This window comes from Ameyamaea chiangmaiensis (genome assembly GCF_013376175.1).
GTDB classification, from domain to species: Bacteria; Pseudomonadota; Alphaproteobacteria; order Acetobacterales; family Acetobacteraceae; genus Ameyamaea; species Ameyamaea chiangmaiensis.
The window spans coordinates 1-12,715 of the sequence record NZ_JABXXR010000079.1; the positions used below are offsets into that span (position 1 = coordinate 1).

A 12,715-nucleotide genomic window follows, 5' to 3' on the forward strand; every position below is an offset into this window, starting at 1 on the left:
ATCAGCTCGGAACAAAAATCCAAACCAACCCACCAATCAGACCTCAGTCCAACCAGTGAAAGGACGCCGCCAACATATCCCTTCCTCAACAGATTCAATTGTCAAAGAACCCTAAGGATCAACCAAAGGCCGAAAACCCTAGATCACCAACCCCGGTGAAGTCAAGCTCCTCAGAGCCCCCCGAAGCGGTGAACGGGGATATACCCCCCACCCATCATACCCGTCAACACCACACCACGAAAAAATCTCACTTTTTTTCCCAGCGCTCAAAATGTGGCTGTTCATCTTAGCAAACTGGCGGCGTCACCTTATATGCTTCCGCCTGTAACCACGACGTGGCCGGGACGGCGAACGATAGTCGCGCGTTTTGGCCCCCATCGATCGAGAGACGAAGCCTACCGATGGCCCAAAACCGGACACCCGTCGGCGACGCGCAGCCCGACCCGCTCGACCAACTCCGGCACTCCGACGGACTGCATCGGATCCTTCGCAATCTCCGCCTGTTGCTCGGCGGTCGCGCCGCGAACGCGCCAATGGCCCTTCTGCATACGTCATTGGCCATACGCCTTCTCGGACCGCGTGACTTCGGTATCGTCGTGATGCTGTACGCATTCGCACGCAGCGTCGCTGATCTGGTCGACTTCCAGTCGTGGCAGACGGTCCTGCACTACGGTATCCGCCCCCTGTCCGACCGGGACGTCCCGGTCTTCCAGCGTATCGTGCGCTTCAGCCTCTGCCTCGACATCCTTGGAGGGCTGGCCGGAGGCGCGGTCGGGCTTCTGGTGGCGACGTTCGCCTCCGGTCTGCTCGGCTGGCCATCCGATATCCGCACGGTTGGGCAGATCTACTGCGTGGCGATCCTGTTTATGGCGTCCGCCACGCCGATGGGCGTATTACGCGTACTCAACCGCTTCGATCTTATCTCTGTGCAAGGTGTCACCGCGACTGCGGTGCGCCTGGTTGGCACTCTCGCACTCTGGGTGCTCCACGGCGGTCTGTACTCCATGATCGCCGTCTGGATCGTGGCGGAATGCTGTGCATCGGCGGTGTTTCTGACGCAGGCGTGGCGTGTGCTGGCAGCACGCAACCTGACAAAGGGGCTGCTGAGCCATTTTAACGACACTCTGCGCGACGTATTTCTCAATCATATAGGGCGCGACTTCCCCGGAATCTGGCGGTTCGCGATCAGCACGAACCTGAATTCCACCCTCGCTCAGGCGTTCAGTCACGTCGGTACGCTGGTGGTCGGGAGCATGCTGGGACCGGCCGACGCCGGCTATTACCGAATTGCAAACCAGGTCGCCACCGGGATCGCCAAACCAGCGACACTGGTGCAGACGACGCTTTATCCGGAAATGGCGCGCCTGTGGCGTGACCGGGCAACAACACGACTTTACCGGCTCGCGACGCAGATCGCGCTGCTCGCCGGGGGCGCGGGATGCATCTTGCTCGTACTGGCGTATTGCCTAGGCGACGTGCTGCTGCGTCTGATGATCGGCCCGCGCGGCCCCGAGGCGCTCGGGGTCATGCTCTGGCTTCTCGTCGCCGAAGTGATTACTATATGGGGAATGCCGCTGGAGCCGCTGCTGATCACCATGCGCCGGGCGGGGGCCGCAATCGCGGCGAGAAGCATCAACCTGCTTTTCTTTCTCCCCACTTTGGCCTTGATGATCGACTGGTATGGCCTCGGGGGCATCGGACCTGCCACTGCCTTTTCCACCCTTGCGTTGATCGTTCTGCAATTCTGCCTTGTTTATCAATTGCGTAATAGATCAGGTGCATACTCAGGATCGGCCTCGTAGACGCGAAATGCGGATAGTCTTTCCTTATATTGCCCAGCCCCATCAGACCTTGCACTCGCTTCCGATAGCGATGGAAATGGCGGGACGACACCCGAATACGCAGATCCATATTGCCTGCACGACCCAGGCACACCTGGATTATGCGCGCTATCTCGCGTCGTTTTACCCGGACACCAATGTGCAGTTCGACCTTCTGCGACTCCCGTCCGTGCTGCGAAAGCGGGTCGAGACCCATGGACCGAACGCGCTGAGCAAGATTCTGTCGCTCGCGATGAACAAGAAATATTTCTCTTCATTTCAGGCCATCGTGGTGCCGGAGCGGACCTCCCTCTACCTGCGGCGCATGGGTTTGCGCGGCCCACGGCTGATCTGGACGCGTCATGGCGCCGGAGACCGTGCCATAGGGTTCGCCCGCGACGTCCGTGAATTTGACTTCGTGTTGCTGTCTGGCCGCAAGGTCGAACGCCGCCTGCTGGCCGACGGCTCGTTGCGGCCCGGGCACTACGTGACCGGCATCTATGCCAAGTTCGACATGGTGCAGCGCATGGAAAGCCGGCCGCCCCAACTGTTCGACAATACGCGGCCGACGATTCTGTATAACCCGCATTTCAACCGCGCCCTGTCGTCGTGGCCGCGTTTCGGTCTTGATACGCTTGATTTTTTTGCCGAGCAGACGCGTTTCAACGTTATCTTCGCGCCGCACTATCGTCTGTTCGATCAGAACCGGGAACTGGGGCGCAGGATCATGCGCCGCTACGCCAAGCATGGTCACATGATCATCGATCCCGGCAGTACACGCAGTATAGACATGACATACACGCGTGCCGCAGACCTCTATCTCGGCGATGTCAGCAGCCAGATCGCCGAGTTCCTGATCAAGCCGCGCCCGTGCCTGTTCCTGAACAGTCATGCGCAGGACTGGGAAGACAATCCGAACTACCAGTTCTGGAACCTGGGGCAGGTTCTGACGGACGTCGACCGTCTGGACTGGGCGCTGGAACGTGCTTTCATCGCACAACCGCAGTTCCTTCAGCGGCAGAGAGAGTATATACGCGAGACTTTCGAGTTTGAGGATGAAGGTCCAACCGCTCCCGTAGGTGCAGACGCTATCGTCCACTACCTGCGAGAGACCGCGTTGAACGCTTCCTGACCTCATCCCCGCGAACCCCGGCCACCCACGCGTATCCGGGCGTGCCTCTTGGAAAGACAAACACAATTCACATGAACGCGACACCCACACCTGCCTCCTCCGGCCTGCGTCGGCGCCTTGGCGATTTCCCCACTTTCACGGCCGCTTTGGACTACGCGGCGCAGGGAACGTCTGGCTTCAACATCTATTCCGGCAAGGGGCAGCTGCTCGAAGCGCTCTCTTATGCGCAACTACGCACCCAGGCGCGTGAAGTTGCACGTAAACTTCTCGCGCTCGGGCTCGAACGGGGCGATCGCGTCGCCATAATCGCCGAAAGCGATGGCGATTTCGCTCGCATTTTCTTCGGCTGCCAGTATGCGGGCCTGGTGCCCGCGCCTCTGCCGCTGCCCGTCGCATTCGGCGGGAAGGAGGGCTATATCGCGACCCTCCACGGAATGATCGCCAGCGCGGGCGCGCGCGCCGTAGTGGTCCCGTCCCTGATCGGCGGCTGGACCAGCGAGATCGCGGCCGCCGGGACGTTCGCGTTCGCGGGTTCGCCCGAGACGCTTCTCGCCCTGCCCGACGCCGACATCGCGCTGCCCGAGATCGGCGACGACGACCTCTCCTATCTTCAGTTTTCGTCCGGCAGCACGCGCTTTCCGATGGGTATCGCCGTGACGCAGCGCTCCGGCATGGCCAACGCCCGCGCCATCGCGCGTGACGGCCTTCAGGTGCGCGAGGACGGCGACCGGTGCGTGTCCTGGCTACCGCTCTACCACGACATGGGCCTCGTCGGCTTTTTCCTCACGCCGCTGACGTGCCAGCTCACCGTCGACCTGCTGCCGACACGCGAATTCGCCCGCCGCCCCCATGTCTGGCTCGACCTGATCAGCCGCAATCGCGGCACGATCTCCTACAGCCCGTCCTTCGGATACGAACTGTGTGCCCGGCGTGCCACATCGGCCACCTTTGACCTATCGTGCTGGCGTATCGCCGGCATCGGCGGCGACATGATCCGCCACAATATCCTGGAAGACTTCGCCGAACGTTACGAGGCATCGGGTTTCGACGCACGCGCGTTCGTGGCCAGCTACGGCATGGCCGAAACCACGCTCGCCATCAGCTTCGCGCCGCTTGCGTCTGGCATCCACACCGATACCGTCGACTTGCGCACGCTGGAGCACGAAGGTGTTGCGATGGCGTCGAACGACCCGTCGCATGCCCTGCGCACTTTCGTCCTGTGCGGACGCGTGCTGCCCGATCATGAAGCCGAAATCCGAGACCCTCACGGCAATCCCCTGCCCGACCGCCGTGTCGGCACGCTGTTCGTTCGCGGACCGAGCCTGATGCGTGGCTATTTCGGCATGGACGCCGAAACGGCGCGGGTGCTCGACCCCCAAGGCTGGCTGAACACCGGCGACCTTGGGTACATGCTCGACGGACAGATCGTGATTACTGGTCGCGCCAAGGACCTGATCATCATCAACGGCCGCAATATCTGGCCACAGGACCTCGAATGGTGCGCCGAGACCGAAGTGGGCGGCCTGCGCTCGCGCGACGTGGCGGTCTTCTCGCTTCAGGAACAGGACGAGGAACGGATCGTCGCCCTCATCCAGTGTCGCGCCACCACGCCGGAAGGTCGAGAGGCCCTGCGCACCGAAACCACCAACGTATTCCGCCGTGTACATGGCGTGGATGTGTCCGTCATTCTGGTGCCCCCGCACGCCCTGCCCCAGACCTCCTCAGGAAAGCTGACACGCGCCAAGGCCAAGGCGATGCTGCTGGCCGGCGCGTTCGAAACAGCAGGCCCGGTTGCCGCTTCGGCCGCCTGAAACGGACCGACACAAAATCGGTGGCAAATAATGCGCGGATCGCCTAAAGCACCGCACATTATCCGCCCGGCCGATGACAACTGGTCCGGACGGGCCCTTTTCCCGATCCCGTCGCGCACGCCCCTGCCTCTCAGGGCCCGGAACCGACGGGAAAGCCAGGACAGACAGGCATGAGCGAGACGCCCGCACAGATTTCAGCCCTGATCGTCGAGAAGCTGCTCGCCAATCCCAAAGTCCCTCGCGACATCAACGGCGGCAGTAGGATCGTCGAGGATCTGGCGTTCGACTCACTGGCCGTGATGAATTTCGTGATGGAGATCGAGGATACACTCGACGTATCCGTGCCACTTGACCGTCTGGCCGACATCCGCACGATCGACGATCTGGCCAACTGCATCGCTACCCTGAAGTCCGGCCAGTAACGCCATGACCCTGTTCGCGAAATTCGACGGCCTTGCTCAGGCCATCGATCAACTGCGCGCTGACGGCGGCCGCAACCCCTTCGGCGTGGTGATCGAACGCCCCGTGTCCTCGACCGTCGGCGTTATCGAAGGTCGTGAAACGCTGTTGTTCGGCACTAATAACTATCTCGGGCTCAGCCAGTACGCGCCCTCGATCGAGGCCGCGGCAGCCGCCGCGCGCTCGATGGGTGTTGGCACGACCGGCTCACGCATCGCCAACGGCACGTTCGGCCTGCATCGCGAGCTCGAACAGCGGATCGCCGCCTTCTTCCGCCGCCGCGACGCCATGGTGTTCTCGACCGGCTATCAGGCCAACCTCGGCACCATCTCGACGCTGGCGGGCAAGGACGACTACCTGCTGCTCGACGCGGACAGCCATGCCAGCATCTATGATGGCAGCCGCCTCGGCTACGCGCAGGTGGTGCGCTTCCGCCACAACGACCCCGACGACCTGCACAAGCGCCTGCGTCGTCTCGACGGCACGCCGGGCGCCAAGCTGGTGGTGGTCGAGGGCATCTACTCCATGATGGGCGACATCGCGCCGATGGCCGAATTCGCGGCCGTCAAGCGGGAGACGGGCGCTTGGCTTCTGGCCGACGAGGCCCATTCGGTCGGTGTCATCGGCGAGCATGGCCGTGGCGTGGCCGAGCGTGACGGCGTGGAAGCGGATATCGATTTCGTCGTCGGCACGTTCTCGAAAAGCCTGGGCACTGTCGGTGGCTACTGCGTGTCCGACCATCCCGAGATGGATCTGCTCCGCCTGTGCTCGCGTCCTTATATGTTCACAGCGTCGCTGCCGCCGGAAATCATCGCCGCCACGATGGCGGCCCTTGTGGAACTTGAACATCGCCCCGAGCTGCGCACGGCGCTGATGGGCAACGCGCAGCGCCTGCATTCGGGCCTGGTGCGCGCCGGACTGACCACCGGCCCGGCGGTCAGTCCCGTCGTGGCCGTGGTGCTGGATGACGTCGCACAGGCCGTCGCCTACTGGAACCGGCTGCTCGACCTTGGTGTCTATGTCAATCTGAGCCTGCCGCCAGCGACGCCGAACCAGAACCCGCTTCTGCGCTCCAGCGTGATGGCCACGCATACCCCTGCGCAGATCGACACGGCGGTGGAGGCGTTCGCACAGGCCGCCCGCGACGTGGGCGTGCTTCCCGCCTGACCCGCCGGGATCCGGGCGCCGCGACCCTGTCCCGCTCGCCCGTCGTCCGGCAACGGGCTCTCTAGGCGCGCCGGAACGCGCCGCGCCGCCAGAGACGCCACAACAGGGTCGGCGCACCCAGCAGCGGGTGGCGCCCCTCAAAACGGCTGGGGCTGACGCGCACGCCGGTGTGTCGCGCGATCTTCCACAACAGATAGGCCGCGCCGCCACGGAAGGTGAACGCCGCCTTCACCAGACGCGCGATATTCAGCGGCCGGCCCAGAGCCCGGCACGTCCGCCAACGCTCCAAGCCCGCACGACGCGCCTCGATCGACACAGTGGGGGCCCATGTCTCGCCGCGTTGGGTCACGCCGACACCGCCTGCCAGCCATCCGTCACGCAGCATCACCCCATAGCGTCGCTGCTGCCCGTCGAGCAGAATCGCGGGCCGGTTTCGCCCTTCCACACGCAGCTCCGTGGCATAGGTTTCCGCGAACAGGGCAGTCCAGAAATCATCCGGCGTGCCCTGCGACGGGCCCAGCACCGCCGCCCAGCGCGTCGCCGTTCCGATTGCCCGGGCGATACATCCCAGCACTGCGTCCGCCGCCCCCGCGTCCCGCACCCAGACAAGCCGCACCGGCTGGCAGAACCGCGCCCACAGCGTCGTGTCGCGGCTGGCCCAGCGCGTGCGCGCCCGCAACTGCGCCTGTGTCAGCAGCGCCACCTTCGCCCGCACCTCCCGACCATCGACAACGAACGCGTGATACTCGACGTTGGGGGGCAGCACGGCGTTGGCAAGCCGCGACCACACCCCGCGTGGCCAGTCCGACTGGCGGTCCAGAACGACATAGAAATCCAGGACACCGTCCAGCGCATCGGCCCCCGACGCCCCGCCACGCAGCGCCGAGCCGTAGAACAGAACGGCGAGAGGGCGCGCGGCCCCGACCAGGCGCCGGACAAAGGCCGTGATCTCGGGGGCCACCGGCAACGTAAGCTCGGCTGTCAGGTGCCGGGCAATGCGGGTCGCCGCCGCGCCGGCTTCGGTGTCCTTGGGCCGGCTCACGCCGCCTGCACGAAGTCGAAGGCCGGCCCGCAGGACAGATGCGTGATGCCGTCGGGACCTGGGGACAGGACCTCGCCGTCCAGAACGAAGTCGGTGTCGGCCTGAAGCGTGATGCGCTGCGCGTTGCCGCTGCGCCACGAGTCTGACGCCCGCATCCACGCGGGCGCCTGACCGCGCAGCAGCGCCACAAGACCCCGCGCCAGCCGCGGCGGGTTCGCGCCGACATTGAGATACATCATGCCGCCATCCGCGCCTGCCGTACGCCAGAACGGCCAGACACCGCGTGACAGGCGCCTCAGCGTCGTGGCGAGGAACACGAAGCAACGCTCGACCTCGCCATTCTGAGCGCCGATCGAGATGCGGATTTCCGACCCGCCCAGCCATGCGCGGCGGCTCTTCGCGCGGATCAGCTGCGACAGCGCCGACAGCAGCGTCATCACCACGGCGGTGTCATGCGAATAGCGGTCCAGAATGGCGGGCTGGTGCGCAAGCTCGATGGCCCACGTAAACCCCGCGGTCCCATGAAACATGCCCAGAACGGGCGGCCGCGCCGGGTCGGACCACCGCACGACCAGCGGCTGGCGACGTCGCACGTCGCGCCGGAAGTCACCGGAGTCGCGCAGCTCCAGAAGCCGCTCGAGCGCCGGAAGCCCGCGATGACCGAAACCCACGTCCCCCGCGATCAGGTTGGTGTTGCCCGACGGCAGAACCGCGACCGCCGGCAGCGCCGACAGCGGGTAGGCGCGATAGATCGCGGTCAGCACGTCGCTGACCGTGCCATCGCCGCCGTCGATCGCGATGAAATCGATCCCCGCATCGGACAGCGACGCGACGGCGGCAAACAGGTCGTCACGGCTGGGCGGCTCGAGAAACATCTCACCCAGCGCCAGACGCGCGGCGCGCCTGTACTCGTCCATCCCCGCGCTGTTGCGTCGGCTGCGGGGATTGTGAATCAGGGCGATACGCGTGTCGTGCAAGACGTCCGAACCTCTCAGAAGCCGTCACGCACAGTGAATCGGGCGTAACGGCATCAAGCCGGCGCGCCGGATCGACGAAAAGGACAGGCCCCCGACGCACCCGATGCGCGCAAAGGCGAGCGGTTCGTGCTATGACGCCGTTCACCAAAGCGCGATGCTTATGCCCTATCATCGCCGCCGACACCATCCCGCAGCCCGTTTTGGCCACACACGGCACCGCGCGGCAGAGTTTCGAGGCAGGCAGACCTTGACCGAATTCCCATCCTTTCGCATCGCGCATCTCTCCGACGTCCATCTGCCGCCACCCGCCCATATCCCGGCGTCGCGTCTGTTCAACAAGCGCGCCCTGTCCGTCGTGTCATGGCGCCGCAACCGTCGTTTCCACCATCGCCCCGAAACCCTGACCCGTATCGTTACCGACATCGCGGCCCAGAAACCCGATCTGATCGCGGTCAGCGGCGACCTGACCAATTTCGGCCTGCCCGACGAGTACCGCGCGGCGGCGGACTGGCTGTCCGCGCTTCCCGCGCCCGCCTGCGCCATCATGGGCAATCACGACATGATGACCTCCCTCCCGTGGGACGACGGGCCGGCCCTGTGGGCCCGCTGGATGGCCGACGGGGCCGATTCGTTTCCCACGGTGACACGCCATGGCGCTGTCGCGGTGATCGGCGTGAATTCGGGTGTGCCGAGCCCGCCGACCTTCGCCACCGGGCGGGTCGGCGCGCCACAGGCCCGGGCGCTGCGCGATCGTCTGCGGGCGCTGGGGAAGGACGGCGTCGCGCGGATCGTGATGATTCACCATCCGCCCGTGCGTGGTCTGGTCGCGGGGCGCAAGGCACTGACGGACATGGCCCTGTTCCAGCGCGCTGTCGCCGAAGGCGGCGCGGAACTCGTGCTGCACGGGCATTCCCATAAGACCACGCGCGGCTTCATCCCCGGGACGACGATTCCCGTCCAGGGTATCGCATCGGCGTCCTACGATCCGGGGCGGCGCGCGTTCGATCCAGTCCGGGCCGCCGGATGGAACCGGATCGACGTCCGCCATTCCACGCTGGGCTGGAGTGTTACGATCGAGACCCGGGCATTCGACGGACGCGGTACGATAGGGCCGGCCGACGCCTATCGCATCGAGCGTCCCGGTCTTATAGAAACCCGGTGATCGACGCCGCACCTCTTTCCCAGCCATCCGGACGACTGGCGCGCCTGTATCGGGGGCACACGCCGTGAGACGCCTGCTCCGTGCGCCCGGATGGTTCGGGGACACGGCGGCGCGGCTGTTCGCCCGCGCCGTACCGCGGACACTCGACCGGTATCTGCTGGCGCAACTGCTGCCACCGTTCGTCATCGCCCTCAGCGTCGTGCTCGCGGCGCTGCTGCTCGAACGCCTGCTGGTCCTGTTCAACGCGCTGGCGCAGGATGGCTCCCCGCTGAGCACCTTCGTTTCACTGCTAGCCGACCTGCTGCCGCACTATCTCGGCCTCGCCCTGCCCGCGGCACTCTGCGTGGGTGTCTTCACCATCGTCCGCCGCATGAGTGACAATAACGAGGTCGATGCCCTGCTGGCCGGCGGCGTGCCGCTGACCCGGATCGCGCGCCCCTTTCTTCAGGCCGGCGCATGGCTCGGCGTGTTCTCGGTCCTGCTGTTCGGCTACATTCAGCCCTACGCCCGCTATGATTTCCGACTGGCGTTCTACTTCGCCAGCCATTCCGGCTGGGCGCCACACCTGCAGGGCATGATGTTCGCGGCCCCCTCGGAGCGGCTGATGTTGACGGCCGACGACGCGTCCCACGATGGGTCCGCCCTCAGTCACATCTTCCTGCGTGACCGTCGTCAGGCCACCGAACAGGACATCACTGCCCCGCGCGGCAAACTGTCCTTCTCCGCCGACCGCACCGAAGTCCGTCTCGATCTGTGGGACGGCCTGATCCTGAGGGATCGTGGCGACGGGCGCCCGACGGTCACGCATTTCGATCACACGATCAAACTCATCAGCCAGAACGCCCACCCGGCCGGCTTTCGCGCCCGGGGCGTGGATGCCAAGGAAAAAACCCTGGGCGAGCTGAAATCCTTCATCGACGCCCAGCCCCCCGGCTCCGATCGCGACCACGCGCGCGCCGAGCTTCACTTTCGTCTGGCCCGCGCGCTCGCCATCCTGTTCATCCCCGCCCTGGCCGCCGCCCTCGCCCTGATGGCAAAGCGTCGACGCAACAGTCCCGGCCTGATCATCGCCGCCATCGTGCTGGTGGGTTTCGATCACATGCTGCAGTTCGGCCAGAGTCTGGTGGCCACCCGGCACGCGCATCCCTGGCTGATGATCTGGCTGCCCGAACTGGTGTTCGCCGTCGGCTCCACGGTGCTCCTGCTCTGGCGATCGGGCTGGTTCGTCGGCGCCCCCCGGTCCGGCGCGCGGGGTGCCCATCCATGAGCACGTCTGCCATGCCCCGCCGCGTCCTGATCGGCTATTTCACGCGCGAACTGATGTCGCGGATCGCCCTGTGCGTCCTGATCCTGGTCTCGCTGATGGAAATTCTCGCCCTTCTGGAACAGACCACGACAATCCTGGAACGTCATCTGGGCGTGCGGGGCATCCTTCTCTACGCGACGCTCCGGCTTCCCCTTCTGCTTGGCACGGCTCTGCCGCTCAGCACGCAGGTCGGCGCCCTGCTTCTGCTGACCGCCATGACCACCAGCAGTGAAATCGCCATTCTTCGTGCCGCCGGACTGGCCACGCCGCGTCTTCTGGCCCTGATGCTGCCCGCCACGCTGGTCACCGGCCTGTTCAGCGCCGTGCTGGCCGATCAGGTCACGCCGCGCGCCGAACTCGCGCTGGCGGAGTGGTGGAACGCGACGACGCCCGACAACCAGACACCGGACGGCCACGCCTTCTGGTTTCGCAGTGGCGACACGCTGGTCAGTGTCGGCTCGATCGGCCATGCCGGACGGCAGGCACAGCGCATCGACCTCTATCAACGCGATGCGGCCGGCATGCTGGTAAGCGCGACGCACGCCGACAGCGCCGACTACACCGACGGCCAATGGCACCTGCGACGCGCCCGGGTCGTGCGCCTGTCGCCCACCCACGCGGACACCGTGCCGCCCGTCGACATGCCCTGGCAGACCACCCTGTCCCCGCGCGGTCTGGTGCGCCTGTCGATCGACACGCCGCCCTTGTCGCTCGGCACCATGCTGGGCAGCCTGTACGGGCGGATTCCAGCCTCGCAACCACCCAGCGCCTACCGCACGGCCTTCCTCGAGCGACTGCTCCTGCCGCTTTTTTTCGTCGTGATGCTGTCGCTGGCACTACCGGTGGTCTATATCCCACCCCGGACCGGCACACGCAGCATGATCCCGGTCTACTGCCTCGCGGCGGGGCTCTTGTTCGTGCTGTTCCAGGGCGTGCTGCGCGCCTTGGGCAACGCGGGCACCCTGCCGGCGCTGCTGGCGATTGCGCCGGGTATCGGCATCTTCGCTCTGGGCGTCGGCACCGTGCTGATCAGGATGGAAGATCGATGAACACCGGCATGTCCAGCAATCAGAGCCTGCGGACCGGACGCAGCTTCGACCTCGGCAAGATGAACCTGCGGCAACTGTGGGCAGCCTATCTGACCTATCCCACGATCCTGCTCTATGTCGCGCTCGTCGCGCTCAGCATGGTGGTGGTCACCCGCACCTTTGCCGGCACGGGGCCGACACTGGTCGCCATGGCGGCCGTCGTCGCGGTCTATCCGCTGGCGTGGTACCTGCTGCACCGCTTCGTCCTCCACGGGCGCGTGCTGTACCGCTTCCAGTCCACGGCGGCCCTGTGGAAACGGATCCATTTCGACCACCATCAGGACCCGCATCTGCTCGACGTCCTGTTCGGCGCGCCCTGGACGACGCTGCCCACGATCGCCGCCATCACGCTGCCGATCGGCTGGCTGATCGCAGGGCCCGGCACGGCGGCGGCGGCGTTCGGCACCGGTGTCGCCATCACCTGCGTCTATGAGTTCTTTCACTGCATCCAGCACCTGAACTACAAGCCCCGGGCGCGCTGGATCCAGATCATGAAGGCGCGTCACGTGCTGCATCATTTCCACGACGAAAACGGCAATTTCGGCATCACCAGCTATGTCGTGGACAGGGCCTTCGGTACCTATTTCGTCGATGCGAAGGCACGTCCCCGCAGCCCCAGCGTGTTCAACCTCGGCTATGACGTGCGCGAGGCGGGACGCTTTCCCTGGGTCATGCGTCTGACCGGCGCACCCCCGCGCGACCGCCCCGACGGTGCCCGAGGTGGCGCCACGGCCGGGGACACGCGCCCCAC

The 12,715-nt window shown here is 65.5% G+C and carries 11 protein-coding genes; 9 read left to right on the forward strand and 2 right to left on the reverse strand.

Annotation, left to right across the window (positions count from 1 at the left end; translation table 11 throughout):
* Positions 1-401 precede the first annotated feature (401 nt).
* The 5 genes from HUK82_RS10405 (at position 402) to spt (ending at position 6,389) form a co-directional block, all read left to right on the forward strand.
* A complete protein-coding gene (locus tag HUK82_RS10405) occupies positions 402-1,802 on the forward strand; it encodes a lipopolysaccharide biosynthesis protein (RefSeq protein ID WP_176613891.1) in 1,401 nt (466 codons plus the stop codon).
* Positions 1,803-1,809: 7 nt separating this feature from the next.
* A complete protein-coding gene (locus HUK82_RS10410) occupies positions 1,810-2,952 on the forward strand; it encodes a sensor domain-containing protein (RefSeq protein ID WP_176613892.1) in 1,143 nt (380 codons plus the stop codon).
* A gap of 71 nt (positions 2,953-3,023) precedes the next feature.
* Positions 3,024-4,763 carry a fatty acyl-AMP ligase gene (locus HUK82_RS10415; protein ID WP_176613893.1) on the forward strand — a complete coding sequence of 580 codons (1,740 nt, stop codon included), beginning with the start codon at positions 3,024-3,026 and terminating at the stop codon, positions 4,761-4,763.
* A 170-nt stretch (positions 4,764-4,933) separates the two neighbouring features.
* On the forward strand, positions 4,934-5,185 hold the full coding sequence (locus tag HUK82_RS10420; RefSeq protein WP_176613894.1) for an acyl carrier protein: 252 nt from the start codon (positions 4,934-4,936) through the stop codon (positions 5,183-5,185).
* A gap of 4 nt (positions 5,186-5,189) precedes the next feature.
* Complete coding sequence (gene spt, locus HUK82_RS10425; protein WP_176613895.1) at positions 5,190-6,389, forward strand: serine palmitoyltransferase; 1,200 nt, start codon at positions 5,190-5,192, stop codon at positions 6,387-6,389.
* A gap of 61 nt (positions 6,390-6,450) precedes the next feature.
* On the opposite strand, the gene HUK82_RS10430 is transcribed toward spt, so the two are convergent.
* Both HUK82_RS10430 and HUK82_RS10435 read right to left on the reverse strand, forming a co-directional pair.
* Complete coding sequence (locus HUK82_RS10430) at positions 6,451-7,431, reverse strand: hypothetical protein (RefSeq protein ID WP_264801979.1); 981 nt, start codon at positions 7,429-7,431, stop codon at positions 6,451-6,453.
* Positions 7,428-8,408 carry a diacylglycerol/lipid kinase family protein gene (locus HUK82_RS10435; RefSeq protein WP_246495787.1) on the reverse strand — a complete coding sequence of 327 codons (981 nt, stop codon included), beginning with the start codon at positions 8,406-8,408 and terminating at the stop codon, positions 7,428-7,430. The genes HUK82_RS10430 and HUK82_RS10435 overlap by 4 nt, the downstream gene beginning before the upstream one ends.
* A gap of 247 nt (positions 8,409-8,655) precedes the next feature.
* Here HUK82_RS10435 and HUK82_RS10440 point away from each other — a divergent pair, with 247 nt between their 5' ends.
* The 4 genes from HUK82_RS10440 to HUK82_RS10455 all read left to right on the forward strand — a co-directional run.
* The gene (locus HUK82_RS10440; protein ID WP_176613896.1) at positions 8,656-9,570 is read left to right on the forward strand and encodes a metallophosphoesterase family protein; all 915 of its coding nucleotides are present in this window, start codon (positions 8,656-8,658) and stop codon (positions 9,568-9,570) included.
* Between the two features lie 64 nt (positions 9,571-9,634).
* Positions 9,635-10,837 (forward strand): LptF/LptG family permease, encoded by a 1,203-nt coding sequence (locus HUK82_RS10445; RefSeq protein ID WP_264801977.1) that lies wholly within the window; start codon positions 9,635-9,637, stop codon positions 10,835-10,837.
* Entirely contained in the window at positions 10,834-11,925 is a 1,092-nt protein-coding gene (locus tag HUK82_RS10450) for an LptF/LptG family permease (RefSeq protein ID WP_246495784.1), read from the forward strand. The genes HUK82_RS10445 and HUK82_RS10450 overlap by 4 nt, the downstream gene beginning before the upstream one ends.
* Positions 11,922-12,715, forward strand: a 794-nt coding sequence (locus HUK82_RS10455) for a sterol desaturase family protein (RefSeq protein WP_176613897.1), incomplete at its 3' end; no start/stop codon positions are given. The genes HUK82_RS10450 and HUK82_RS10455, both read left to right, overlap by 4 nt.

Coding starts and splice junctions, on each gene's coding strand:
- HUK82_RS10415 (WP_176613893.1), top strand. CDS start 3,024: ATGAACGCGACACCCACACCTGCCTCCTCCGGCCTGCGTCGGCGCCTT.
- HUK82_RS10420 (WP_176613894.1), top strand. CDS start 4,934: ATGAGCGAGACGCCCGCACAGATTTCAGCCCTGATCGTCGAGAAGCTG.
- HUK82_RS10405 (WP_176613891.1), top strand. CDS start 402: ATGGCCCAAAACCGGACACCCGTCGGCGACGCGCAGCCCGACCCGCTC.
- HUK82_RS10410 (WP_176613892.1), top strand. CDS start 1,810: ATGCGGATAGTCTTTCCTTATATTGCCCAGCCCCATCAGACCTTGCAC.
- spt (WP_176613895.1), top strand. CDS start 5,190: ATGACCCTGTTCGCGAAATTCGACGGCCTTGCTCAGGCCATCGATCAA.
- HUK82_RS10450 (WP_246495784.1), top strand. CDS start 10,834: ATGAGCACGTCTGCCATGCCCCGCCGCGTCCTGATCGGCTATTTCACG.